Annotated in this window: 22 protein-coding genes; 6 read left to right on the top strand and 16 right to left on the bottom strand. The window is 64.9% G+C overall.

The annotated features are described in order from the left end of the window. Positions 1 to 7: 7 nt before the first annotated feature. The 6 genes from B0G74_RS04670 to B0G74_RS04645 all read right to left on the bottom strand — a co-directional run bounded on the left by B0G74_RS04670 (position 8) and on the right by B0G74_RS04645 (position 5,523). The gene (locus B0G74_RS04670; protein ID WP_132373851.1) at positions 8 to 1,210 is read right to left on the bottom strand and encodes a tryptophan--tRNA ligase; all 1,203 of its coding nucleotides are present in this window, start codon (positions 1,208 to 1,210) and stop codon (positions 8 to 10) included. Positions 1,211 to 1,216: 6 nt separating this feature from the next. Beyond that, positions 1,217 to 1,879 (bottom strand): site-2 protease family protein, encoded by a 663-nt coding sequence (locus tag B0G74_RS04665; protein WP_132373850.1) that lies wholly within the window; start codon positions 1,877 to 1,879, stop codon positions 1,217 to 1,219. Positions 1,880 to 1,926: 47 nt separating this feature from the next. Next, positions 1,927 to 2,562: an L-threonylcarbamoyladenylate synthase gene (locus B0G74_RS04660; RefSeq protein WP_132373849.1), complete on the bottom strand. Its 636-nt coding sequence runs from the start codon at positions 2,560 to 2,562 to the stop codon at positions 1,927 to 1,929. A gap of 142 nt (positions 2,563 to 2,704) precedes the next feature. Continuing rightward, entirely contained in the window at positions 2,705 to 3,535 is an 831-nt protein-coding gene (locus B0G74_RS04655) for a 3',5'-nucleoside bisphosphate phosphatase (RefSeq protein ID WP_132373848.1), read from the bottom strand. 118 nt (positions 3,536 to 3,653) lie between these two features. Further along, a complete protein-coding gene (locus B0G74_RS04650) occupies positions 3,654 to 4,538 on the bottom strand; it encodes an alpha/beta hydrolase (RefSeq protein WP_132373847.1) in 885 nt (294 codons plus the stop codon). An 82-nt stretch (positions 4,539 to 4,620) separates the two neighbouring features. Next, positions 4,621 to 5,523 carry a ferritin-like domain-containing protein gene (locus tag B0G74_RS04645; protein ID WP_132373846.1) on the bottom strand — a complete coding sequence of 301 codons (903 nt, stop codon included), beginning with the start codon at positions 5,521 to 5,523 and terminating at the stop codon, positions 4,621 to 4,623. 326 nt (positions 5,524 to 5,849) lie between these two features. Between B0G74_RS04645 and B0G74_RS04640 the strand changes: the two genes are divergently transcribed. The 3 genes from B0G74_RS04640 (at position 5,850) to B0G74_RS04630 (ending at position 7,974) form a co-directional block, all read left to right on the top strand. Beyond that, positions 5,850 to 6,374, top strand: a complete 525-nt coding sequence (locus B0G74_RS04640; RefSeq protein ID WP_132373845.1) for a gamma carbonic anhydrase family protein — start codon at positions 5,850 to 5,852, stop codon at positions 6,372 to 6,374. Positions 6,375 to 6,438: 64 nt separating this feature from the next. Continuing rightward, positions 6,439 to 7,389 (top strand): Hsp33 family molecular chaperone HslO, encoded by a 951-nt coding sequence (gene hslO / locus B0G74_RS04635; RefSeq protein ID WP_132373844.1) that lies wholly within the window; start codon positions 6,439 to 6,441, stop codon positions 7,387 to 7,389. 195 nt (positions 7,390 to 7,584) lie between these two features. After that, entirely contained in the window at positions 7,585 to 7,974 is a 390-nt protein-coding gene (locus B0G74_RS04630) for a hypothetical protein (RefSeq protein ID WP_132373843.1), read from the top strand. Between the two features lie 133 nt (positions 7,975 to 8,107). Here B0G74_RS04630 and ftsB read toward each other — a convergent pair whose 3' ends face one another. The 10 genes from ftsB to B0G74_RS04580 all read right to left on the bottom strand — a co-directional run bounded on the left by ftsB (position 8,108) and on the right by B0G74_RS04580 (position 19,988). Then, positions 8,108 to 8,545 (bottom strand): cell division protein FtsB, encoded by a 438-nt coding sequence (gene ftsB, locus B0G74_RS04625; protein ID WP_132373842.1) that lies wholly within the window; start codon positions 8,543 to 8,545, stop codon positions 8,108 to 8,110. 107 nt (positions 8,546 to 8,652) lie between these two features. Continuing rightward, positions 8,653 to 9,936, bottom strand: coding sequence for a phosphopyruvate hydratase (eno, locus tag B0G74_RS04620; protein WP_054038196.1), 1,284 nt, complete (start codon positions 9,934 to 9,936; stop codon positions 8,653 to 8,655). A gap of 176 nt (positions 9,937 to 10,112) precedes the next feature. Continuing rightward, positions 10,113 to 10,967, bottom strand: a complete 855-nt coding sequence (gene kdsA, locus B0G74_RS04615) for a 3-deoxy-8-phosphooctulonate synthase (protein WP_132373841.1) — start codon at positions 10,965 to 10,967, stop codon at positions 10,113 to 10,115. Next, positions 10,964 to 12,637 (bottom strand): CTP synthase, encoded by a 1,674-nt coding sequence (locus B0G74_RS04610; protein ID WP_132373840.1) that lies wholly within the window; start codon positions 12,635 to 12,637, stop codon positions 10,964 to 10,966. The genes kdsA and B0G74_RS04610 overlap by 4 nt, the downstream gene beginning before the upstream one ends. Before the next feature lie 140 nt (positions 12,638 to 12,777). Then, a complete protein-coding gene (locus B0G74_RS04605) occupies positions 12,778 to 13,581 on the bottom strand; it encodes an alpha/beta hydrolase (RefSeq protein ID WP_132373839.1) in 804 nt (267 codons plus the stop codon). Between the two features lie 115 nt (positions 13,582 to 13,696). Further along, positions 13,697 to 16,420 carry a DNA internalization-related competence protein ComEC/Rec2 gene (locus tag B0G74_RS04600; protein ID WP_132373838.1) on the bottom strand — a complete coding sequence of 908 codons (2,724 nt, stop codon included), beginning with the start codon at positions 16,418 to 16,420 and terminating at the stop codon, positions 13,697 to 13,699. Between the two features lie 111 nt (positions 16,421 to 16,531). Next, positions 16,532 to 17,320, bottom strand: a complete 789-nt coding sequence (locus tag B0G74_RS04595) for a TatD family hydrolase (protein WP_132373837.1) — start codon at positions 17,318 to 17,320, stop codon at positions 16,532 to 16,534. Between the two features lie 56 nt (positions 17,321 to 17,376). Further along, positions 17,377 to 18,120, bottom strand: coding sequence for a lipoprotein-releasing ABC transporter ATP-binding protein LolD (gene lolD, locus B0G74_RS04590; protein WP_106279458.1), 744 nt, complete (start codon positions 18,118 to 18,120; stop codon positions 17,377 to 17,379). Continuing rightward, the gene (locus B0G74_RS04585) at positions 18,113 to 19,366 is read right to left on the bottom strand and encodes a lipoprotein-releasing ABC transporter permease subunit (protein WP_132373836.1); all 1,254 of its coding nucleotides are present in this window, start codon (positions 19,364 to 19,366) and stop codon (positions 18,113 to 18,115) included. Before B0G74_RS04585 ends, lolD begins: the two co-directional genes overlap by 8 nt. A 376-nt stretch (positions 19,367 to 19,742) precedes the next feature. After that, complete coding sequence (locus B0G74_RS04580) at positions 19,743 to 19,988, bottom strand: hypothetical protein (protein WP_132373835.1); 246 nt, start codon at positions 19,986 to 19,988, stop codon at positions 19,743 to 19,745. A 145-nt stretch (positions 19,989 to 20,133) separates the two neighbouring features. Between B0G74_RS04580 and B0G74_RS04575 the strand changes: the two genes are divergently transcribed. The 3 genes from B0G74_RS04575 (at position 20,134) to prfB (ending at position 24,271) form a co-directional block, all read left to right on the top strand. After that, complete coding sequence (locus B0G74_RS04575) at positions 20,134 to 21,252, top strand: regulator (RefSeq protein ID WP_132373834.1); 1,119 nt, start codon at positions 20,134 to 20,136, stop codon at positions 21,250 to 21,252. Between the two features lie 28 nt (positions 21,253 to 21,280). Further along, complete coding sequence (gene recJ, locus B0G74_RS04570) at positions 21,281 to 22,987, top strand: single-stranded-DNA-specific exonuclease RecJ (RefSeq protein ID WP_132373833.1); 1,707 nt, start codon at positions 21,281 to 21,283, stop codon at positions 22,985 to 22,987. Between the two features lie 179 nt (positions 22,988 to 23,166). Beyond that, positions 23,167 to 24,271 (top strand): peptide chain release factor 2 gene (gene prfB / locus B0G74_RS04565; protein ID WP_132373832.1). Its coding sequence is split into 2 segments (ribosomal slippage): positions 23,167 to 23,247 and positions 23,249 to 24,271, totalling 1,104 coding nucleotides; the frame shifts between segments, so codons are not numbered across the junction. The last annotated feature ends 79 nt before the right edge of the window (positions 24,272 to 24,350 follow it).

Raw genomic sequence — 24,350 nt, 5'->3', positions numbered from 1 at the left:
GCGCGGCTCAGTTGTACGACAGGCCCATGGCTTCGCGTACTTCGCGCATGGTTTCCGTGGCGAACCTGCGGGCCTTGTCGCAGCCGTCGGCGACGATCGCGCGCAACAGCGACGGATCGTCCATATACTTCTGCGCGCGCTCGAGCATGGGCTGCTGCTCACGCAGAATGCCTTCGATCACCGGCTGCTTGCACTCGAGGCAACCTATGCCGGCCGTCCGGCAGCCCTTCTGCACCCACTCGTGGGTGGCTTCGTCCGTGTAGACCTGGTGAAGCTGCCACACCGGGCATTTGTCGGGATCGCCCGGATCGGTGCGGCGCACGCGGGCCGGATCGGTCGGCATGGTGCGCACTTTCTTCGTGATGGTCTCCGCGTCTTCACGCAGGCCGATCGTGTTGCCGTACGACTTCGACATTTTCTGGCCGTCGAGGCCCGGCATGCGCGACGCCTCCGTCAACATGGCTTGCGGCTCGACCAGAATGATCTTGCGCGAACCTTCGAGGTAGCCGAACAGGCGCTCGCGGTCGTTCATCGACAGGCTTTGCGATTCCTGCAACATGGCGCGCGCCTGTTCGAGCGCTTCGTCGTCGCCTTCCTGCTGGTAGGCGTTGCGAAGTTCGTGATAGAGCTTGGCGCGCTTGCCGCCGAGCTTTTTCGCGGCGTCGTTGGCCTTCTCTTCGAAGCCCGGTTCGCGGCCGTACAGGTAGTTGAAACGACGCGCGATTTCACGCGTCATTTCGACGTGCGGCACCTGGTCTTCACCAACCGGCACGAGCGAGCCGCGATACAGCAGAATGTCCGCCGCCATCAGCACCGGATAGCCGAGAAAGCCGTAAGTGGACAGATCCTTGTCCTTCAGCTTCTCCTGCTGCTCCTTGTAGGTCGGCACGCGTTCCAGCCAGCCGAGCGGCGTGCTCATGCCGAGCAGCAGCGCCAGTTCGGCGTGCTCGGGCACCTTGCTCTGGATGAACAGCGTGGCCTGCGCCGGATCGATCCCGGAGGCCAGCCAGTCGATCAGCACGTCCCAGACGTTCTTTTCGATCACTTCGGGCGTTTCGTAGTGCGTCGTCAGCGCGTGCCAGTCGACCACACAAAAGAAACACGGGTACTCGGACTGCAGCCGCACCCAGTTTTTCAGCACGCCGTGATAGTGGCCGAGGTGCAACGACCCGGTGGGCCGCATGCCGGAGAAGATACGGTCTGGGAACATGGTTATTTAGAAAAGCGAAACAAGGGGAGTCAGAATGGCGGTGATCGCGCTGTAGCCGATCGTGACCAGCGGGTTCAACCAGTATCGCGTCAGCGTACCCGTCATGACCAGCGCCATCACGATGAAAAACCCGTACGGTTCGAGGCGCGACAGCGTGATGGACTGCCGCGGCGGCAACAGCGCCATCAGCACACGCCCGCCGTCGAGCGGCGGCAGCGGAAACAGGTTGAGCACGCCGAGCACGAGATTCACGCCGACGCCCGCTCCCGCCATGCGCGTGAAGAACGGCTCGTCCACGTTCGCCACCGCGAGCGCGACACCGAACAGACCCCAGATCACCGCCTGCACGAAGTTGCAGCCCGGACCCGCCGCTGCGACCCACAGACTGCCCCAGCGCGGATTGCGCAGATTGCCGAAGGCGACCGGCACCGGCTTGGCATAGCCGAACATGAACGCACCGCTGGTGGCGAAGTACAGCAGCAAGGGAATCGCAATCGTGCCGAGCGGGTCGATGTGCCGCATCGGATTGACGGAGACGCGGCCGAGCACGTAGGCGGTATTGTCGCCGAGCCAGCGCGCGACGTAGCCATGGGCGGCTTCGTGCAGCGTGATGGCGAAAATCACCGGCAGCGCGTAAACCGCAATGGTCTGTATCAGGGAAGAATCCATAACTCGTTATTGTAACAACGCGATTGCGTGCGTCTGTCCGCTTTCACTCATGCCGTCTCTTCGAGGCCGAACGGCGCGAGAGAACCGCGCCCCGGCCGCACCAGCACCGGCTCCGCACCGGTCAGATCGATCACCGTGGACGGCTCGCACACACACGGACCGCTGTCGATCACCAGATCCAGTTGCTTCTCCAAACGCTCGCGGATTTCTTCCGGGTCGTTCAGCGGCTGGGTTTCGCCCGGCATGATCAGCGTCGAACCGAGCAGCGGCTGGCCGAGTTCTTCGAGAATCGCCAGCGTGATCGCGTGATCCGGCACGCGCAGGCCGATGGTCTTGCGCGACGGATGCGACAGGCGCCGCGGCACTTCCTTGGTGGCCTGCAGGACGAACACGTAGGGGCCCGGCGTCACCGATTTGATCAGCCGGTATTGCCGGTTGTCCACCATCGCGAAGTTCGCGAGTTCCGACAGGTCGCGCACCAGCAGCGACAGCAACTGCTTCTCGTCGAGTCCACGAATACGCCGCAGACGCTCGACCGCGTCCTTGTCGTCCAGATGGCAGGCGAGCGCGTAGCTCGAATCCGTCGGCAACGCGACCACGCCGCCATCGTTGATGATCTGTACGGCCTGCTTGACGAGGCGCGGCTGCGGGTTATCAGGATGAAGCCGAAAGTATTGAGACATGGCGACTAACGTTGGCTCGCGGATGGAAGCGGATAGACGGCAAATTGAACTGCGGCTGAACACCGGTCGGAAGATCGGACGAAAAGCACGTGCGGCGCACGGCCCGCTTTCGCGCATGACGTGCCGCGACGGCACGGCGCGATCACAGCCAGCGTTCCCAGACGGGCTTCAGATCGGAGGGCAGCGGCGGCAGCGTGCCGAGATCGACGCGGCCTTCGCCGGGTGCGTGGAAGTCTGACCCGCGCGACGCCTCGAAACCGAACCGGCGCGCGACATCGGCGTATTCGCGGTATTGATCGGGCGTATGGCTGCCCGTCACTACCTCGATCGCCTTGCCGCCGAGATCGATGAATTCGGCGAAAAACGCGTCGAATTCAACCGGCGAGTAAGCATAGCGACCCGGATGCGCAATGATCGCTTCGCCGCCGGCAGCCTGGATCCAGCCGACCGCGTCGGCCAGTTTGGCCCAGCGGTGCGGCACGTAGCCCGGTTTGCCGTCGCCGAGATAGCGGGTGAACACGTCCTGGGTGGAACTGGCGTAGCCGCTGTCCACCATGAAACGCGCGAAATGCGTGCGCGAAATCATGTCCGGGTTCGACACGTATTTGAGCGCGCCCTGATAGGCGTCGGGAATGCCGAGCGTAGCCAGTTGTTCGCCGATCGCCTCCGCCCGCGCGGCGCGGCCGTTGCGGGTGCGCGCCAAACCGTCGATCAGGATCGAACTGGTCGGATCGATGCCCAACCCAACGATGTGCACCGTGCGCGACGCCCACGTCACCGAGATCTCGACGCCGCTCAGATAGTCCATGCCGAGCGCCTCGGCGGTGCTTCTGGCTTCGTGCTGGCCGCCCAGTTCATCGTGATCGGTGAGCGCCCACAGCGTCACGCCGCCCGCGTGCGCGCGGCGCGCGACGTCGGCCGGCGCGAACTGGCCGTCGGAAACGGTGGAGTGACAGTGGAGGTCGGCGTTCATCGTTGTCTTGAAAAGGTTCTGCGCTCATTTTACTGCAACGCAGTAAGCGGACGCAGAGCTATCTCACAACGGACGTCCCGAAGGTAGCCCCTCGGGAACCCTCAAACTTTTTTAAGCGCTACGCGCAGAATCCCTCGATCAGCGCGGCCACCTGCTCCGGCTGGTCGTGATGCACCATGTGCCCCGCTTCGTCGATGATCTTCTCGCGCCAGTCGGGGAACGCCTGAAAGCGCGCCTTGAATTCGTCGAGCGGAATCTCGCCGGCGATCCGCGCGAGCGTCGGCGAATTGGCGGCCTCCACGTGCAGGACCTTCGCGCTCACCTTGCGCCACGTCGCCATCACTTCGTCCAGACGGTACAGCGCCGGGCCGCGCAGCTTGTGCGCGGGATCGGCGAGCAGCATGTAGCGCCCTTCGCCGTCCGGCTTCGACCAGTGCTGCGCGAGAAATTGCGCGCGTTTCGGGTCGAGCCGCGGATTGGTCTTGATCAGGCGCGCGGCGACGTCGTCGAGCGACGCGTAGCGCTTCAGCTGCGGCGGATCGCGCAATTCGTCGAGCCAGGTGCGCAGGCGCTTGGGCGCTTGTGCCGAGTGCGACGGCGCGAGTCCGAAACCTTCCAGGTCGACCACCCGCCGCACCCGCTCCGGCCGCACGCCCGCATACACGCACGCGATGTTCGCGCCCATGCTGTGGCCGACCAGATTCACTTCGCCGGTCGGCGCGTAGTGGTCGAGCAAGGCGTCGAGGTCGGCCACGTAGTCCTGAATCCAGTAGTTGCCGCCGCCGCGTTCCGCCACCGGCCAGTCCGACAGGCCGAAGCCGCGCATGTCGGGCGCCAGCACCTGCCAGTCGCCGCCCAGCGCGTCGACGACGAACTGGAACGAGGCGGCCACGTCCATCCAGCCGTGCAGCATGAAGAGCATCGGGGCGTCGGGGTTGCCCCAGCGCCGCACATGCAAGCGGATGCCGCGCACCGCGACGAATTCAGACTGCGAAGTGTTCATGAACGGCACGCCAAAAAAGAATGATCGTTCGATTATAACGAGATAGCCCGCCTATACGCGGGGTCGGATGGTGAAGGAGGTCTCAGTCGCCGGCGGACGGCAGCTGCGCTTGCGGCGCGTCGAGGCCCGCCAGGGCTGCCAGAGCGGCCAGTTCGGCTTCGTCGAAACCGGCGTCGCGGCGCGCCTCGAAATTGAACGGCCCACGTAATTTCGGTGCGTGATACTGGTCGGCGAGGCGCGCGTAAGTCTCGTGAGGGTCGAGGCCGCTGCCGTCGCACAGATGGCGAAACCAGCGATTGCCGATCAGCACGTGGCCGATTTCGTCGCGCAGGATCACGTCGAGAATCGCCGCCGACGCCTGATCGCCAGCCTGCAGCAGGCGCGCGCGGATCGGCGGCGAGGCGTCGAGGCCGCGCGCTTCGAGCGTGCGCGGCACCAGCGCCATGCGCGCCAGCACGTCGCCGCGCGTGCGCTCGCACATGTCCCACAGACCGTCGTGGGCCGGAAAATCGCCGTAGACGTGGCCGTATTCAGCGAGGCGCGCGGTCAGCAGCGAGAAGTGATAGGCCTCTTCGGCGGCGACTTTGAGCCAGTCGGTGTAGAACGCGGCGGGCATGCCGCCGAAGCGCCAGACCGCGTCGAGCGCGAGATTGATGGCGTTGAATTCGATGTGCGCAAGTGCGTGCAGCAGGACCGCGCGCCCTTGCGGCGCTTGCATGCTGCGCCGCTTCAAACCGCGCGGATCGACCAGTTCGGGGCGCGCGGGACGGCCCGGCAGGCCAGCCGGTTCGTCGAGTTCGAGGTCCACGGCGCATGCCATGCTGCCGTCGAGCACCGCGGCATAGAGCGCCCGGGCCGCGGCGGCCTTGGCGGCCGGATCGGCTTCGCGCAATGCGGCGAGCGCTGGGGTGCGCGCGCAAGGGGCCTCGCGGCCGGTTTCGGTGGCCGGTGAATGAGGCGAAACGGACGAAACAGCGGACATCATGGCAAGCGGATCGGGCAAGGGAAGCTATGAAGGAAGCCAACAACGGCATGGCTAAGGAAATGGCTAAGCCGGCGGTAACCGACGCTTTGGCATACTGCCGTGAAAGCACGCGCCGCAACCGCGCGGCCGGCAGCCTGACCAACGAAGCGGCGAACGCCCCCGCGGCCAGACCAAGCGGCCCAACCACACAACCGTTTACAATACTCGATTCGACCATCCAACGCGCCCGATGCGCCGACGAGGCGCGACAACCCGGCGTGGCAAGACGTTTCGGGCGGTTCGGCGCAATGTCCGGCGCGCGCAGTGACCGATCAAGAGGAGACACCGTGACCATTTACAAGCTTGGCGAAGCCGCCCCGACCATCCATGAAAGCGTCTTCGTCGCCGATTCGGCGAGCATCATCGGCAACGTGACGCTCGGCGAGAACGCCAGCGTCTGGTTCGGCGCGACGATTCGCGGCGACAACGAGCCGATCACCATTGGCGCCGGCAGCAACGTGCAGGAAAACGCCGTGCTGCACACCGACCCCGGTTTTCCGCTGACGATCGAGCCCAATGTGACGGTCGGCCACCAGGTCATGCTGCACGGCTGCACGATCAAGGAAGGCTCGTTGATCGGAATTCAGGCGGTGGTCTTGAATGGAGCGGTAATCGGCCGCAACTGTCTGGTCGGAGCGGGCGCCGTCGTCACCGAGGGCAAGGTATTTCCCGACAATTCGCTGATTCTCGGCGCGCCCGCCAAGGTGGTGCGCGAACTGACCGAGACGGATATCGCCAACATGCAGCGCGGCGCGGCAACCTATGCCGAGCGCCGCGACTATTACAAGGCGCAGCTCGTGCGCATCGGCTAATCAGCCGGAGCGCGCGGCGCGCACGGCGCGGCATCACGCTGCGTCATTCGACCGAGGAAAAGTTGTGAGCGACCAGTTGCAAAAATTCATGTTCAGCGCGGCGCCGGTGCGCGGCGAGATCGTTTCCCTGCGCAATACCTGGCAGGAAGTGCTGACGCGCCGCGATTATCCGGCGCCGGTGCGGACGGTTCTGGGCGAAATGATGGCCGCGTGCGCGCTGCTGTCGGCGAATCTCAAGTTCGACGGCACGCTCATCATGCAGATTTTCGGCGATGGCCCGGTCAAGATGCTGGTGGTGCAGTGCAGCTCCGATCTGTCGATGCGCGCGACCGCCAAGCTGTCCGGCGAAGCGGCCAACGTGATCGGCGAGACGACCAGCATGGTCGAGCTGCTGAACGCGAGCGGCCACGGCCGTTGCGTGATCACGCTCGATCCGGCCAACAAGCAGCCCGGTCAGCAGCCCTATCAAAGTATCGTGCCGCTGTCGGGCGTGGACGGCCCGCTCAACTCGATGGCCGAAGTGCTCGAGCACTACATGCATCACTCGGAGCAACTCGACACGCGCCTGTGGCTCGCGGCGAACACCGAGCGCGCGGTCGGCATGCTGCTGCAAAAATTGCCGGGCGACGGCGGCATCGTCCCCCATCCGGGCGATCTGGACGCGGACACGTGGGAGCGCGTCTGCACGTTGGGCGGCACGCTGTCGCAAGACGAGCTGCTGAAGGAAGAGCCAGAAACGGTGTTCCGCCGTCTGTTCTGGCAGGAAAACGTCCAGCATTTCGAACCGGCCACGGCGCGCTTCGAGTGCACGTGTTCGCGCGAAAAAGTCGGCGGCATGCTGAAGATGCTGGGCCGCGAGGAAGTCGACGGCGTGCTCGAAGAGCGCGGCCATGTCGAGATTCATTGCGAGTTCTGCAACCAGCGTTATGAGTTCGATCCGGTCGACGTCGCGCAACTTTTTGTCGCCGAGGCGCTCTCACAAGGTGTGACGCCCGCGGCTGACCAGCGGCACTGAACGGCTCGTTGGCGCGCGGAGTCCATGCGCGCCGAGCGGCGGTTTGTCACGCCTGCATTACGGCAGTAAAAATACCGCGCCGCCCGCTGCGTTTTCAGGGCCCGGGCGGCGCGGTATCTTTGATCATTGGGTTGGATCATTGGCGGTGCGCGCGGCGCATGATTTGCTTAGGCATCCGACCGATGGAGATCGGACATGAACTACCCTACTTCGCCGATACCGCTGCTGCGCCGTGCGCGCACGGTCGCTGTGCTGGCTGTCCTCGCCGGTATTGGCGCGCTTGCGGGCTGCGTGATGGACCCGCCGGGCCCGTCGCCGATTTATAGCCGGCTGCCCGCCGATCAGTCGGGCATGGCCGCCACCGCCCAACCGCTGACGCCTGAAGAACGCGAGCGCTATGACGCGATCGACCATCAAGTGATGGCCGAGCAGAATCAGGCGATGGCCGCGGAAAATGCGGCACAGGCGTGGTCGCGTTACTACGCGCCGCCTGTCAGCGTGTACGGCAGCTATTACGGCGGTGGATGGGGGCACGGCTGGGGTACAGGTGTCGGCATCGGTTACGGGCCGTACTGGGGCTGGTAGGCGGCAGCGAGTTCACACACGCCGCGAGAATCCAGGTTCGACGGGCGGCGGCGAGCCCAAAGAAAAAGGCACGGTTCTCACCGTGCCTTTTTTGCATCCTTCGTACTGAACCGTTGTTGCGCTTCGGCGCAGCTCAATGCGCAGGCTTCTTGTCTTTCTCAGCAGCGGCTTTACCACCGTGCTTGCGATCCGGCTTCGCGCGCGACTCCGGATTCGGTACCACATGCAGCGGGGCGGTCGACATCTCACCACGCGTGGACGTCGTAACCGAAGGCGTGTTCGCCGCCGGCAACGGGGCATTTGGCGAAACGAACTGCACGAACACTTCGCTGTCCTTCACCATGCCCATTTCATAACGCGCCCGCTCTTCGACTGCGGCCGTGCCGTTCTGCAAATCCTGCACTTCGCCCTGAATGCGTTCGTTGCGCAGTTTCGAATCAGCATTTTTTTGCACTTGCTGCGCCAGTTGCTGCTGCAACTCGTGCACGCGCAACCAACCGCCGTGCCCCCACCAGAGCGGGTACTGGATCAGCGCCAGTAGAACGATCAGGACAGCAGTGACAAGCCGCATGAAGTAAGCACAATAAATACACGCCGCCCTGCGCTATACGCAGGGCGGCGGGGTCAATCAAAAACGAAGGATAACCGGCTCATCGGTCAGCGCTTGCAAACCAGCCATTAGCGCAGATTGTAGAACGCCGACTTGCCCGGGTAGCTAGCGATATCACCGAGGTCTTCTTCGATGCGCAGCAACTGGTTGTACTTCGAGATGCGGTCCGAACGCGACAGCGAGCCCGTCTTGATCTGACCGGCATTCAGGCCGACCGCGATATCCGCGATCGTCGAATCTTCGGTTTCGCCCGAACGGTGCGAGATCACGGCCGTGTAGCCGGCGCGCTTGGCCATTTCGATTGCCGCGAAGGTTTCCGTCAGCGTGCCGATCTGGTTGATCTTGATCAGGATCGAGTTGGCGATGCCCTTCTCGATGCCTTCCTTCAGGATGCGCGTGTTGGTGACGAACAGGTCGTCGCCCACCAGTTGGACCTTCTTGCCGAGCTTGTCGGTCAGAATCTTCCAGCCGGCCCAGTCGCTTTCGTGCATGCCGTCTTCGATCGACACGATCGGGAACTTGTCGGCCAGGTTCGCGAGGTAGTCCGCGAATTCCGTCGACGACAGTTGCAGGCCTTCGCCGGCCAGTTGGTACTTGCCGTCGTGGTAGAACTCGCTGGCTGCGCAGTCGAGCGCGAGCAGCACGTCTTCACCGGCGCGGTAGCCTGCTTTCTCGATGGCTTGCAGGATGGTCGACAGGCATTCGTCGTTGCTGCCGAAGTTCGGCGCGAAGCCGCCTTCGTCGCCGACGGCCGTGCTCATGCCGCGGTCCGACAGGATCTTCTTCAGCGCGTGGAACACTTCGGCGCCGCAGCGCAGTGCTTCGCGGAAGGTCGGCTGGCTGACCGGTACGATCATGAATTCCTGGATGTCCAGGCTGTTGTTGGCGTGCGCGCCGCCGTTGACGATGTTCATCATCGGCACCGGCAGCTGCATCGCGCCCGAGCCGCCGAAGTAGCGGTACAGCGGTAGGCCGGCTTCTTCAGCGGCAGCCTTCGCGACGGCCATCGATACGGCCAGCATCGCGTTCGCGCCGAGGCGCGACTTGTTGTCGGTGCCGTCGAGTTCCAGCAGGGTCTTGTCGAGGAAAGCCTGTTCGGAAGCGTCGAGGCCCATGATCGCTTCGGAGATTTCGGTGTTGATGTGCTCGACGGCCTTCAGTACGCCCTTGCCGCCGTAACGGCCGGCTTCGCCATCGCGCAGTTCGATCGCTTCACGCGAACCCGTCGACGCGCCCGACGGCACCGCTGCGCGGCCCATCGTGCCTGACTCGAGCAGCACGTCGCATTCGACGGTGGGGTTGCCTCGCGAATCGAGAATCTCTCGACCGATGATATCTACGATAGCACTCATGGTTTCCTCAAGAAATGACGTTGAATTCTTTACTGTGACACTGTATCTGGCACAGCCGGTCTCCCCGGCAAACTACCTGCGCGCCGATACGTTCGACGACCATTGCGTGCATTCGCCGCGTGCTCACGACCAGGTCCATTATGCAAAGCTCTCGTGACACGCGGTGAACGCCTGAATCAGTTGAAATCGCTTTCGAGGAACGGCGCGCGCTTGACTGCCTGATCGAGCGTAACCAGCGTCTCGAGCAGATCGGCCATGCGATGCAGCGGCACGGCGTTCGGACCGTCCGACCTGGCTTCGGCCGGATTCGGGTGCGTCTCCATGAAGAGCCCCGATACGCCCACCGCCACCGCCGCACGCGCCAGCACCGGCACGAATTCACGCTGACCGCCCGAGCTCGTGCCCTGCCCGCCCGGCAACTGCACCGAGTGCGTGGCGTCAAACACGACCGGCGCGTTGGTTTCGCGCATGATCGCGAGCGAACGCATGTCCGACACGAGGTTGTTATAACCGAACGACACGCCGCGCTCGCACGCCATGAAGCGGTCTTCCGACAGACCGGCTTCACGCGCGGCATCGCGCGCCTTGTCGATCACGTTCTTCATGTCGTGCGGTGCGAGAAACTGGCCTTTCTTGATGTTGACCGGTTTGCCCGAACGCGCGCACGCGTGAATGAAGTCCGTTTGACGGCACAGGAAAGCCGGCGTTTGCAACACGTCGACCACCGAGGCGACCTGCTCGATCTCATGCTCGGCGTGAACGTCGGTCAGCACCGGCAGACCGAGCTGGCGCTTCACTTCCGACAGGATGCGCAAGCCTTCGTCCATGCCCAGACCCCGGAACGACTTGCCGCTGCTGCGATTGGCTTTGTCGTACGACGATTTGTAGATGAACGGAATGTTCAGCTTCGCGCAGATTTCCTTCAGCCGGCCGGCTGTGTCGATCGTCATCTGTTCGGATTCGACGACACAAGTGCCTGCGATCAGGAAAAACGGCTTGTCGAGCCCAATTTCGAAATCGCCCAGTTTCATGCTTTCTCCGCGACTGCGACCGGCGTGCGCGCCTCGTGATGCGCGAGCGCCGCTTCGACGAACGACTTGAACAGCGGATGGCCGTCACGCGGCGTGGACGTGAATTCCGGGTGGAACTGCACGCCGACGAACCACGGGTGCATGCTGCGCGGCAATTCCATCATTTCCGGCAGATCTTCACTCGGGGTACGGGCGCTGATGATAAGGCCGCCGGCTTCGAGCTGGGGCACGAAGCGGTTATTGACTTCATAACGGTGGCGATGGCGTTCGTTCACGTCCTTGCCATAAATCTCTTCGGCCATGGTGCCGGGCTTGATCGGGCAACGTTGCGAACCGAGGCGCATCGTGCCGCCCAGATCCGACTCTTCGGTGCGCTTCTCGACGCGGCCTTCGCGGTCGTACCATTCGGTGATCAGCGCGACCACACGGTTCGGCGTTTCCTGATCGAACTCGGTGCTGTTCGCATCTTTCAGACCGACCACGTCGCGCGCGAATTCGATCACGGCGAGCTGCATGCCGAGGCAGATGCCGAGATACGGCACTTTCGCTTCGCGTGCATAGCGGATCGCCGCAATCTTGCCTTCGGTGCCGCGACGGCCGAAGCCGCCCGGCACGAGCACGGCGTCCAGATGCTTGAGGCTCTCGACGCCTTGCGTCTCGACTTCTTCCGAATCGATGTATTCGATGTTGACCTTGGTCGACGTATGCATCGACGCATGGCGCAGCGCTTCGATCAGCGACTTGTACGACTCGGTCAGATCGACATACTTGCCGACCATGCCGATCGTGACTTCGTGCTTCGGATGCTCCAGCTTCTCGACGAGATCGGACCACATGGACAGATCGGCGGCCTTCGGCGCGAGCTTGAGCTCTTCGCAGATGATCGCGTCCAGACCCTGATCGTGCAGCATCTGCGGAATCTTGTAGATGCTGTCCGCGTCCCACACGGAGATCACGGCGTCTTCCGGCACGTTCGAGAACATGGAGATCTTGGCGCGCTCGTCGTCCGGAATGCGGCGGTCGGCGCGGCACAGCAGCACGTGCGGCGAAATACCGATTTCGCGCAGCTTCTGCACGCTGTGCTGCGTGGGCTTGGTCTTCAGTTCGCCGGCCGTGGCGACCCAGGGCACCAGCGTGAGATGCACGAAGCACGCGCTGTTGCGGCCCATGCGCAGGCTCATCTGACGCGCGGCCTCGAGGAACGGCAGCGATTCGATGTCGCCCACGGTGCCGCCCACTTCGACGATCGCGACGTCCGGCTCACCGCACGTCGCGGAAGCCGCGCCGCGTTCGATGAACGCCTGGATTTCATTCGTGATGTGCGGGATGACCTGCACCGTCTTGCCGAGATAATCGCCGCGGCGTTCCTTGCGGATCACCGATTCGTAAATCTGGCCCGTGGTGAAGTTATTGGCCTTGCGCATCTTCGTGCTGATGAAGCGCTCGTAGTGGCCGAGGTCGAGGTCCGTCTCCGCTCCGTCTTCCGTCACGAACACTTCGCCGTGTTGAAACGGGCTCATCGTGCCGGGGTCGACATTGATGTAGGGATCGAGCTTGAGGAGGGTGACTTTAAGACCGCGCGATTCGAGGATCGCGGCGAGGGAAGCGGCGGCAATACCCTTGCCGAGGGAAGATACTACGCCGCCGGTGACGAAAACATATTTGGTCATCGCTGGATGCTCGCGGGAAAAACGGATTATACCGTAAAGCAGGGCCCCAACCCCAGCAAAATCCGAGCGAGGTCGGCACGCGCGTATGCCGCGGCGGCGGCCGTTGCCGTGCTTCGATCATGCACCGTTTTCTGCGGCCGTCAGCCGCGCTGCTCCAGTTCATGCAGCATGCTTTGCACGGCGCGTGCGGTTTCGACCGGTTTTTCCATCGGGTAAAGATGACTGCCCTCGATCCATTCCACATGGCCGCCGGTCGCGCGGCGGGTAGCGTCGAGACCGGCCTGGCGGATTTCCTTCGAACGCGTGCCGGCGATGAAGCCCACCGGCACCGGCGCGCCCCGCGCGAGCCGCGAGCCGAGCGTGTGCGGCAAGGTCTTATAGATCTGATATTCGGTGCGGCGGTCGAAGGCCAGCGAGCGCGAGCCGTCGGGTGAAGTCTGCGGAATGCCGAAGTCGATGTAGTCGGAGAGCATGCGCTCATCCCAGCGCGCGAACGCCGGCTTCGAATGGAAATGGCGCCACGCCTCGTCGCGGCTCGCCCATTGAGTCCGCCGCGTGCGGGTGGCGGCCGCGGGCGAGAGCCGCTCGTCGAGGCCGGTCCATTGCGACACGCGCAGCATGCTGCTGCGCCAGCCGGCGATCACCGGCGAATCGAGCATCACTACGCCCCTCACCCACTGCGGCTTCTTGAGCGCGGCCATCAACGACAGATAGCCGCCGAGCGAATGCCCCACCAGCCACACCGGATGCTCGTACGTCCTGCGAATGTCGTCGAGCAACTGTTCGACCAGATGCGGCCAGTCCTGCGTCACCGGAAAGCGCGCGTCGTGGCCGATCCGCTCGATGTAACGCAGTTCATAGTCGTCGGAGAGTTCGGCGAAGATCGTCCGGTAGGTCGACGCCGGAAACCCATTCGCGTGCGAAAAGTGAATGATGTTTTTCAACTGCGCTATCTCCGTTCTGTTTTTTTGCGTGCGAGTTGTCGTGCACACCTGCGTGCAGTCACCACGCCCGGCAGCGTTTCTTCTATCTGTGCGGCCGGCGATTCATCGACGCCCGTCAGCGATCCATCCAGTAGCGTCGCCGCGTGTCGCGATAGCGCTCGAGCGTGAGCATGGCGCTTTTGCCGGCGACGTCGGCATTCGCCTCGGTCTGTGGGCTCACCTCGACGCGCACCGCACCGTCCGCATCGCTGCGCCCGAGTTCGATCTGCCGCGCCTTGTAGCGCTCGAACACACCCGCATTCGGATGACGAAAACGGTTGCGATAGCCTACCTGAAATAGCGCGATAAGCGGGTCGATAGAGTCGAGGAACGGCTCGGTCGACGAAGTCTTGCTGCCGTGATGCGGCACGACCAGCACCTGCGCGCGCAACGCCCCGCGATCACGCGCGAGCAGAACGCGTTCGACGGGCGCTTCGATATCCGCCGTCAGCAAGGCCGTCATGCGTGACGATTCTGCTTGAATGCGGCTAAGCGACGGGCTCGCGGCGGCGGGCAACGTACTGACCCGCAACACGCAGCAATGCGAGTTCGGCTTGCCTTGCAGCGGACCGGCGTCCGGCCAGAGCATCGCGAACTCCACGCCGTCCCACTGCCAGCGCTGGCCCGCCGCGCACGGCAGCGTGTCGGCGCGGTGCTGCCTCGCGTTCGACCACAGCGCATTCGACGGCGCCAAAGCCGCCACCATTTGATGTACCTCGATCACGTCCAGCACGGCGGGCGCGCCGCCCGAATGATCGGAGTCGGCGTGACTGATGATCAGCGTGTCGAGCGCCGTCACGCCATGCGCCTGTAGAAACGGCACGACCACCCGCTCGCCGGCGTGAGTCGACTCCGGACCCGGCCCGGTATCGAACAGCAAGGTGTGATGCGCCGTTTCGACCAGCACCGAGGTGCCCTGACCGACGTCCAGCGCCGTCAGACGGAAACTGCCGTGCGGCGGCCCGGACGGCGCCGGCATCAGAAGCGGCAGCCATGTCAGCGGCGCGGCCCAGCGCAGCGGCCAGCCACGCGGCGCCAGACACCAGAGCGCGCCCACTGCCGCCGCGGCCAGCGTCCACGCATCCGGTTGCGGCAGACGCCAGAGCGCCCAGGCGGGACCGGACAGCCTCTGCAAGCCCGCTGCCAGCAGCTCGAGCAAAGTGTGCGCGACGTGCCACGCGTAGGCGTCAAGCGGCGCGGGCAATGCGACGCCGGCCAGCACCGCCGGCGTCACCAGCATGCTTACCCACGGAATCGCGAAGGCATTCGCGAGCGGGCCGATCAGCGGAATCTGCGCGAACCAGTAGACAGTCAACGGCGCGAGCGCGACCGTCACGGCGAATTGCACGTGCGCGGCGCTGCGCAGCCGCTCGCCGGTACTTCGCATGCGGCGGCGCACGCCATCGCGCAACCTCGACCATCGGCTCGATGCCTCGCCGCCCTCGCCCGTTTCGTCGCGGTGCTGTCGATGATCCTGCACACGGGGCCGCCCCGACATGGCGAACAGAATCGCCGCCACCGCGCAGAACGACAACCAGAATCCCGCCGACGCGACCGCCCAAGGATCGATCAGCAGCACGAGCCCCAAGGCCCACGCAAGCACCGCCGAGCGCGCCACATTGCGCCCGCTGATAAAAGCGAGCGCGACGACCCCCGCCATCCACAGCGCGCGCTGCGCCGGCACATTGAAGCCGGCCAACGCAGCGTGCAGCGCGGCGAACACCGCGCCGCCCGTGACCGCGACGACTTGCGCGGGCAGCCGCAACGGCCAGTTGCGGCCGACAAATCCGGAGCGCCGCCAGAACGCGCCCGCCAGCCAGCCCGCGAGGCCCGCGACGAAACCGATGTGCAGCCCCGAAATCGCCACCAGATGACTCGTGCCCGTGCCTCGCATCAGCAACCAGTCCGCGGTGCTGACTTCGTCCTGCGCGCCGATGGCGAGCGCCACGACGATCCCGCGGTGCGGCGCGCCGGCGAGCACCGCATCGATCCGTTCGCGCAGTGCGGCACGCCAGCGGTCCACCGTCACGCCAACGCCGCGCGCATAGCCGCGCAATCGCACGGCATGAGCCGGCGCGCTGACATAGCCGGTGGCCCGCACGTTGCGCGCGAGCAGACTCGCCTCCGCGTCGCGCACGCCGAAGTTGGCATTGCCATGCGGACGTTTGAGGCGCACCGTCAGCCGCCAGCGTGAGCCGGGTTCGAGCAAAGGCGGCGGCGCATCTTCAGCGATCCACGAGAGTTGGATCACATGTGGGAAAGCGTCAATGGGTGCTTCGGCCGATTCAACGTGGAAGAGAAAACGCGCGCCGTTTTCATCGCGTGACGGCAGGCCTTTGATGCTGCCGACCACCTCGATATCGCGCCCTTCCCACGCGTTCGGCAAGCTCACCGCGAGACGCATTTCCGCGCGAACGGCTGCATAGCCGAAGCCCACACATAACGCCGCGCAGGACACCGCGCTCCAGCCGGCGAATGAACGCACACGCTGGCTGACGCGGATCCGGTCGGTTAGTGCAGTGAGAATTGCCGCGCGTGCATACGTGATGCTAGTGGCCGCAGACGTCGACTTCGCGGCAGCCGTAGCGCCAGTAGCGGCCGCAGTCGCAAGCATAGCTCCAGCGACCGCGTCATCCCGACCAACGCGAGCACTTCCGCACTCGCCCAAACCCCACACCGCCACCACGACCGCGGCACAAGCAACCACCACCAACCCGCACAACGCCATCCAATCCGGCAGCACCGCCTGCCGTTGCAGCCCGATCACGCCCAACGCAAATCCACACCACCATGCCCGCATCCGCCCTCCGCCAGCAATCGCCGGACGACGCAACGCTCGCCACGCGGGCGTCAGCGAGCCCGCCAGGCGTGGGTATCGCCCGGCGCGAACCACTCAAACCATCGAGTTCAATTATGCAGAGGAAAGTGCGAGGCGCGGCAGCGCGACGAGCGCGTTAGCCGTTGTGCCTAGGGCGGCTTCGTCGGCGGCCATGCCGCGCAGTTGCGCGAGGCCCGCGCCGATCGCCGGAATCTGCTCCGGCGTATTGCGCTGTTTGTAAATCCACGAAGGCGCGATGTCCGGCGCGTCCGTTTCCACGACCAGCGCGTCGAACGGCAACTGCTCGGCGAGACGGCGGATTTGCCGCGCCCGCTCGAAAGTCAGATTGCCGCCGAAGCCGAGATGCATGCCCTGGTCGATATACGCCTGAGCCTGCTGAAAACTGCCGTTGAATGCATGCGCGATGCCGCGATGAATCTGATGCCGCCGCAGTCCCTTGATCACCTGATCCTGCGATTTGCGCACATGGCAGATCACCGGCAGATCGAATTCACGCGCGAGCTGCAACTGGCCGTTGTAGAAGAATTGCTGACGTGCGTCGTCGAGACCCTCGACAAAATAATCGAGGCCGATCTCGCCGATACCGACAAACAGCGGGTCGTCGAGACTCGCCTCGATTTCCATGCGCAACAGATCGAGATCACTCTCCTGCGCGCCCGGCGTGAACAACGGATGAATACCGAGCGCGTACGCGCCACCGTCGACCCGGTGCGCCAGTTCACGCACCGCCGCGAAATTCTGCCGGCCGATCGCCGGAATCACGATCCGTCCCACGCCCGCGCGGCGCGCCGCCGCCGCGACTTCCGCGCGGTCGGCGTCAAATTCCGAAGCGTCGAGATGACAGTGCGTATCGATCCACATGACGTGCCTCGTTATCGGCGCAAGCGGCGCAGCGCCGGCTCACGGCGTCCGGCCATTTAAACCGGCACCGGCGGCTCTTCGTGCAGCACGCCGTCGCGCAGCCGCATGATGCGGTCGCAACGCCCCGCGAGTTCCGGATCGTGCGTGACGATCACGAAGCTCGTATCGAGCGTTTGCGACAGTTCGAGCATCAGGTTGAACACGGTGTCCGCGGTGCCACCGTCGAGGTTGCCGGTCGGTTCGTCGGCCAGCACGCAGGCGGGCTTCGTCACCAGCGCGCGCGCAATCGCGACGCGCTGGCGTTCGCCGCCCGACAACTCGCCCGGACGATGCTTCGCGCGATGGCCCATGCCGACGCGCTCCAGCACCGCGAGCGCTTCGCGGCGCGATGCTTCCGTCGTCATGCGGCGAATCCGCAGCGGCATCGCAACGTTGTCGAGCGCGGTGAACTCCGGCAGCAGATGGTGGAACTGATACACGAAACCCAACGCGCGATTGCGCAGGTCGTTGCGTTCGCGCTCCGAGAGCTTGGTGAAGGGCTTGCCCATCACCGAGACATGGCCGGCGCTCGGATCGTCGAGGCCGCCAAGCACGTGCAGCAGCGTGCTCTTGCCGGACCCCGACGCGCCGACGATCGCCAGCTTCTCGCCGCGCCGCACGCTCAGTTCCGTGTTATTGAGCACCGTCACGTTCAGACCGCCCTGCACGAACGACTTGGAAATGCCGGTTGCTTCCAGCACGTAGGGATGCGGCACGGTGTCGGAAGAAGCCATGGATAGGTTTGCGGAACGGTCATTCATAGCGCAGTGCCTCCGCCGGACGGACTTTCGCACCACGCCAGCTCGGGTACAACGTGGCCAGCGCCGACATCGCGAAGGCGATGATGCCGATTCGCGCGACGTCGGCCGGAACCAGTTCGGACGGCAGTTCGCTGATGAAATACACCGACGGCGGCAGGAACTGCACACCGATCAGATGTTCGATCATCGGCACGAGCCATGGAATGCTCCACGCGATCAGGCAGCCGAGCGCGACGCCGGTCGCCGTGCCGATAAAGCCGATCGTCACGCCCTGCACGACGAAAATCTTCATGATCGAGCCGGGCTGCGCGCCGAGCGTGCGCAGAATCGCGATGTCGGCCTGCTTGTTGGTCACCGTCATGACGAGCGACGACACCAGATTGAACGCCGCCACCGCGATGATCAGCGTGAGGATGATGAACATCATGCGTTTTTCGATCTGCACCGCCGAGAACCAGGTCTTGTTCTGCTGCGTCCAGTCGCGAATGTATAAATCGCCGGACAGTGTGCGCGCAAGCTGATGCGCGACTTCCGGCGCGCGCTGCATGTCGGTCAGGCGCAGCCGCACGCCGGTCGGCGCGGGCAGCCGGAATAGCGCCTGCGCGTCCTTGATGTTGATCAGTGCGAGCGTGCTGTCGTATTCGTAGTGTCCGGACTCGAAGATGCCCACCACCGTGAACTGTTTTAGCCGAGGCAGCATGCCGGCTGGCGTGATGGTGCCTTCGGGCGCGACCAGCGTGATCTTGTCGTCGACCTGCACGCCGAGATTGGTGGCGAGGTCGGCGCCCAGCACGATGCCGAAGTCGCCCGGCTTCAGCGCGTTCAGACTGCCGCCTTTCATCTCCTTACCGATATCGGACACCTCCGGCTCCAGCGACGGCTCGACGCCGCGCAGCGCCACCCCGCTCACCGCGTCCTGGCGCGTGAGCAGCGCCTGCGCTTCGACATACGGCGCCGCACCGATCACTTCCTTGTTCTGGCGCGCTTCCTTGGCGGTCAGCTCCCAGTTGGGCATCGATCCGGTCGGCGAAAAAATTTCGACGTGCGCGAGCACCGACAGCATGCGGTCGCGCACCTCTTTCTGAAAACCGTTCATCACGGACAACACGACGATCAGCGCCGCGACGCCGAGCGCGATGCCCGACATCGACACGAGCGCAATGAAGGAAATGAAGCCGTTACCGGTCGTGCGTTTGCCGGCGCGGGTGTAGCGCCAGCCAATCTGCCATTCGTAGGGAAATTTCAAGCGAATCCTTGTCTGCGTTCTTCGGCTTTGTGCCGCGCACGATGGCGTGAAGCGCCTGCCGTGCGGCCCGAGCGTCGTGATCATTGGTGTCGTTGCGACGCGGATGGTTCCGGTACGGCGTGCCGTAGCGTAGCAATGCGCGCGCCACCGCGGTCCGCGGCTGTCCGGGAGGCGGCCGTTGCTGTCGCCAACATCGCTGCCACCACTAATCAAGCGCGAAGTTTGCCATACAATGCCGCCCGCTCGCGCAAACGCAGTGTGGACGGGACCTCGAACAGAAACGCCGGCCGCCTGCGGTCAGCTCGGCTCGGCGGCGGCCGTCCTGAACCGGCGCCGCGTCGCCGTGCGCCGCGTTCGGGCACGGCCCCGGTTCCGCCTAACGCAGGTTGTAACGGCCGCGCAGCTCGTTGATGATGCCCGCGGCGGCGCTGTTGGCGGCGTCGCGCACGTCGGCGTCCTTGCGGTCGCGGTGCAGATGGCTGATGTCCCAGTTGCAGCCGCTCTCGTCGTCCACGGTCTCGTGGAAGCCGGTCGGAATCCAGCCGGCCGTGGCCGGGTTCGCATCGAGCGCCTTGACGACCAGCGCTAGCAATTCCTGCTCGGTTTTGAGTTCACGCGACATGCCGGTCTCCCTCGTCATGTGCGCGGTGCCGCCGCGCGCGGCTGTTGCTCCGGCGGCCGGCCGGCGGCGAACCCGGAGGTCCGCTGCCGCCACGCTTCGTCGAGCGGATGCTGATGGTCGGAATACTCGCACTCTTTGCCCTACAATGCGCAGCATCATGCTCGCCAACCGTCTCCATCTTCTCCTGCCCTTCGCGCTGCCCGCCGCAGCGGACGCCTCCACCGCCCTTCACGCCATCCGCAGTCCGGCCCTCGACCGGCTGATCGCGCGCGCGACGCTGGTGGAACGCGTGATCGGCGAAGACTTTCAGCGCACGCTGCCGCACGAGCGCTGGGTGGCACGCCAATTTGGCGCGCTGCCGAGCGGCGCGGCGGCCGCCGACGAAGCGCCGCTCGCGCCGTACATGCTGCGCGCCGACGGCGGCGAACCCGGCAACGCCACATGGGCCTGCGTGCAGCCGGTGCACGTGCGCATCGCGCACGATCATCTGGTGCTGATCGATCCGGCCTCCCTCGATCTGTCCGACGAGGAAGCCGGCGCGCTGCTCGCGGTCGCGCGGCCGCTGATCGAGGAACTCGGCGTGCGTATCGAAGCGCCGCGGCCCGCGCGCTGGTATCTGTCGGGCGACGGCTTCGGCACGCTGGCCGGCGCGTCGCCGTTGCGCGCGAGCGGGCGCAACATCGAAATCTGGCTGCCGCACGAGGCCCATTCCGGCGAGCGTTCGCGCGCGTGGATGAAGCTGCAGAACGAAGTGCAGATGGCGTGGTTCGAGCATCCGGTCAACGAAGCGCGCGAGGCGCGCGGCCTGCCGGCCGTCAACTCGATCTGGTTTCACGCGCAGGGCGCGGCGCAACCGGTGCGCAGTCCGTTCGCGCGGGTGCTGTCCGACGCGGCCGCCACGCGCGGCCTTGCGATGACCGCCGGGGTCGCGAACGGTGCGCCGCCGGGCTCGTTCGGCGCGCTGGCGTCGCTCGCGGACAAGGCGAACGGCGCCACGCACGCGGGCGCGAGCATCACGCTGGTCGAACTCGATCCGTTCTCCGCGCCCTACATCCAGCAGGACTGGGCGCGCTGGAACGACGCCTTCGCCGCCATGCAAACAGACTGGTTCGAACCCGCGCTCGCCGCGCTGCAATCCGGCGATCTCGCCGAACTCGGCCTGACCTTGTGCGGCGACACCGGCTCGGTGACGCTCTCGGTTACGCGCGGCGACCTGCGCAAATTCTGGCGGCGGCGCGTGCTCGCCTCGCTCTTCATCGAATAATTGATCGAATGACTCACGGCCTTTCCGAATGACTCGAATCGTTACGCGCGCCTGCTCTCCTGTCGACGCCGAAGTCCTCACCCGCCACGGCCTGCATCCGGTGCTCGCGCGCCTCTACGCATCGCGCGGCGTGTGCATGCCCGACGAAATCGAAACCGGCCTCGCGCGGCTCGTGCCGCCGGTCGCGCTCAAGGGCTGCGAAGACGCCGCCGCCTTGCTCGCCGACGCAATCCAGCAGAAACGCCGCATGCTGGTGGTCGCCGACTACGATTGCGACGGCGCCACTGCCTGCGCGGTCGCGGTGCGCGGCCTGCGCATGTTCGGCGGCCGGATCGAATATCTGGTGCCGAACCGCTTCGAGTACGGCTACGGCCTGACGCCCGAGATCGTCGCGCTGGCTGCGCGCAGCGCGTCGGGCAAACCGGATCTGCTGATCACGGTGGATAACGGCATCGCCAGCGTCGACGGTGTGGAAGCGGCCAATGCGCTCGGCATCGACGTGCTGGTCACCGATCACCACCTGCCCGGCGACGAACTGCCGGCCGCCCGCGCGATCGTCAATCCGAACCAGCCGGGCTGCACGTTCCCGAGCAAGTGCATCGCGGGCGTAGGCGTGATGTTTTATGTGCTGCTGGCATTGCGCGCGGAACTGCGCCGCCGCGGCGCCTTCAACGACGCGTTTCCCGAACCGCGCCTCGACGGCCTGCTCGATCTGGTCGCGCTCGGCACGGTCGCGGACGTCGTCAAGCTCGACGGCAATAACCGCGTGCTAGTCGCGCAAGGCTTGCAGCGCATCCGCAAAGGCAAGATGCAGCCGGGCATCGCCGCGCTCTTTCGCGCCGCCGCGCGCGACGCTCGCAGCGCGTCAGGTTTCGACCTCGGCTTCGCGCTCGGGCCGCGCCTGAACGCGGCGGGCCGCCTGTCGGACATGTCGCTCGGAATCGAATGCCTGACGACCGACGACATCGGCCGCGCGTGGGATCTCGCGCAGCAACTCGACACGATGAACCGCGAACGCCGCGAAATCGAAGCCGGCATGCAGCAGCAGGCGCTCGAAGACCTCTCGGCGATCGATCCTGACGGCGCGACTACCATCACGCTGTTCAATCCCAGCTGGCACCAGGGCGTGATCGGCATTGTCGCGGGGCGGCTGAAGGAGAAGTTCCACCGGCCCTCGTTCACCTTCGCGCTCGCCGACGACAGCGGCCAGACCGTCAAAGGCTCGGGCCGCTCGATCGCGGGCTTCCATCTGCGCGACGCGCTCGATCTGATCTCGAAGCGCGAGCCCGGCCTGATCGTCAAATTCGGCGGCCACGCGATGGCCGCCGGCCTCACGCTCGCCGCCGCCGACGTAGCGCGCTTCACCGCCGCGTTCGAAGCGGTCGGCCGCGAATGGCTGTCCGAGGACGCGCTCTCGCGCACGGTGGAAACCGACGGCGAGTTGGAGGACGCGTATTTCACGCCGCAATTCGTCGAAATGCTCGACGCCGCCGTGTGGGGCCAGGGCTTCCCCGCGCCGGTGTTTTCGGGTGAATTCGACATCGCCTCGCAGGCGCTCGTGAAGGACAAGCACCTGAAGCTGCAACTCGTGCGCGGGCGCCAGCGCTTCAACGCGATCTGGTTCAATCACACCGACACGCTGCCCGCTCGCACCACCGTCGCCTATCGCCTCGCGAGCGACACATGGAACGGTGTATCGCGCGTGCAGCTGATCGTGGAGCACGCCGCGAGCTGAGGCGATGCACTGAAGCGGTGAGTCGAAGCCGCGCGGCGCGCCAGGCTCCGGGACACCGAAAACCTCGAAAAATCGCCGCAAAATCAACCGCAAACACGCGCCGGATCGCTGAACAGCCTCCGGCGCGGCACGCCGATCGGCTATAATTTCCCCTTTTTACGAAGCTATAAAAGATCGACATGGAAGCGGAACGTCTCAACGCGATCGAAGCCTCACTGGCGGACCTGCGCACTCGCGCGGGCGCGCTACGGGGGTATCTTTGACTACGACGACAAAGCACTGCGTCTAATCGAAGTCAACCGGGAACTCGAAGACCCGGACGTCTGGAACGACTCGAAGCACGCCCAGGCCCTCGGCCGGGAGAAGAAGCTGCTCGACGACACCGTCGGCAAACTCACGTCGCTCGATAACGACCTGCGCGACGCGCAGGACCTGTTCGACATGGCCCGCGAAGAAGACGACGAGGAAACACTCCTCGCCTGCGAATCTGACGCGCAAGGCATCGAACAACGTGTCGCCGACATGGAATTCCGCCGCATGTTCGCGAACCCGGCCGATCCGAACAACGCCTTCCTGGACATTCAGGCCGGCGCCGGCGGCACCGAGGCGTGCGACTGGGCCTCCATGCTGCTGCGCCAGTATCTGCGCTACTGCGAACGCAAAGGCTTCAAGACCGAAGTGCTGGAACAGACCGACGGCGATGTAGCGGGCATCAAGAACGCCACGATCAAGATCGAAGGCGAATACGCGTACGGCTTTTTGCGCACCGAAACCGGCGTGCATCGCCTCGTGCGCAAGTCGCCGTTCGACTCGTCGGGCGGCCGTCATACGTCGTTTTCGTCGGTGTTCGTGTACCCGGAAATCGACGACTCGATCGAAGTCGACATCAACCCGGCCGATCTGCGTATCGACACGTACCGCGCGTCCGGCGCGGGCGGTCAGCACATCAACAAGACCGACTCCGCGGTGCGTATCACGCACATGCCGTCGGGCATCGTCGTGCAGTGCCAGAACGACCGTTCGCAGCACCGTAACCGCGCCGAAGCGATGGCCATGCTGAAATCGCGCCTGTACGAAGCGGAAATCCGCAAGCGTCAGGCCGAGCAGGACAAGCTCGAAGCCGGCAAGACCGATGTGGGCTGGGGTCATCAGATCCGCTCGTACGTGCTGGACAACAGCCGTATCAAGGATCTGCGCACCAACGTCGAAATCAGCAATACCAAGAGCGTGCTCGACGGCGACCTCGATCCGTTCATCAGCGCCAGCCTGAAACAGGGCGTCTAAGCGCAACCGGCGCGGCCTGCCCTTGCAACGCCGCGCCGTATCTTTTTACCGCCTGAGGTTTTTACTGACTGGCCACCCG

Origin of the sequence: Paraburkholderia sp. BL9I2N2 (genome assembly GCF_004339745.1) — a bacterium.
Classification (GTDB): domain Bacteria; phylum Pseudomonadota; class Gammaproteobacteria; order Burkholderiales; family Burkholderiaceae; genus Paraburkholderia.
The sequence above is the reverse complement of the archived record's forward strand: the minus strand, read 5'-3'. Positions and strand labels throughout refer to the sequence as shown.

What these genes read in the sequence shown, in the direction of transcription:
- B0G74_RS04670 (WP_132373851.1), bottom strand. Translation starts at nt 1,210, where the DNA reads ATGTTCCCAGACCGTATCTTCTCCGGCATGCGGCCCACCGGGTCGTTG.
- B0G74_RS04665 (WP_132373850.1), bottom strand. Translation starts at nt 1,879, where the DNA reads ATGGATTCTTCCCTGATACAGACCATTGCGGTTTACGCGCTGCCGGTG.
- B0G74_RS04660 (WP_132373849.1), bottom strand. Translation starts at nt 2,562, where the DNA reads ATGTCTCAATACTTTCGGCTTCATCCTGATAACCCGCAGCCGCGCCTC.
- B0G74_RS04655 (WP_132373848.1), bottom strand. Translation starts at nt 3,535, where the DNA reads ATGAACGCCGACCTCCACTGTCACTCCACCGTTTCCGACGGCCAGTTC.
- B0G74_RS04650 (WP_132373847.1), bottom strand. Translation starts at nt 4,538, where the DNA reads ATGAACACTTCGCAGTCTGAATTCGTCGCGGTGCGCGGCATCCGCTTG.
- B0G74_RS04645 (WP_132373846.1), bottom strand. Translation starts at nt 5,523, where the DNA reads ATGATGTCCGCTGTTTCGTCCGTTTCGCCTCATTCACCGGCCACCGAA.
- B0G74_RS04630 (WP_132373843.1), top strand. Translation starts at nt 7,585, where the DNA reads ATGAACTACCCTACTTCGCCGATACCGCTGCTGCGCCGTGCGCGCACG.
- ftsB (WP_132373842.1), bottom strand. Translation starts at nt 8,545, where the DNA reads ATGCGGCTTGTCACTGCTGTCCTGATCGTTCTACTGGCGCTGATCCAG.
- eno (WP_054038196.1), bottom strand. Translation starts at nt 9,936, where the DNA reads ATGAGTGCTATCGTAGATATCATCGGTCGAGAGATTCTCGATTCGCGA.
- kdsA (WP_132373841.1), bottom strand. Translation starts at nt 10,967, where the DNA reads ATGAAACTGGGCGATTTCGAAATTGGGCTCGACAAGCCGTTTTTCCTG.
- B0G74_RS04610 (WP_132373840.1), bottom strand. Translation starts at nt 12,637, where the DNA reads ATGACCAAATATGTTTTCGTCACCGGCGGCGTAGTATCTTCCCTCGGC.
- B0G74_RS04600 (WP_132373838.1), bottom strand. Translation starts at nt 16,420, where the DNA reads ATGCGGGCATGGTGGTGTGGATTTGCGTTGGGCGTGATCGGGCTGCAA.
- B0G74_RS04595 (WP_132373837.1), bottom strand. Translation starts at nt 17,320, where the DNA reads ATGTGGATCGATACGCACTGTCATCTCGACGCTTCGGAATTTGACGCC.
- lolD (WP_106279458.1), bottom strand. Translation starts at nt 18,120, where the DNA reads ATGAATGACCGTTCCGCAAACCTATCCATGGCTTCTTCCGACACCGTG.
- B0G74_RS04580 (WP_132373835.1), bottom strand. Translation starts at nt 19,988, where the DNA reads ATGTCGCGTGAACTCAAAACCGAGCAGGAATTGCTAGCGCTGGTCGTC.
- B0G74_RS04575 (WP_132373834.1), top strand. Translation starts at nt 20,134, where the DNA reads ATGCGCAGCATCATGCTCGCCAACCGTCTCCATCTTCTCCTGCCCTTC.
- recJ (WP_132373833.1), top strand. Translation starts at nt 21,281, where the DNA reads ATGACTCGAATCGTTACGCGCGCCTGCTCTCCTGTCGACGCCGAAGTC.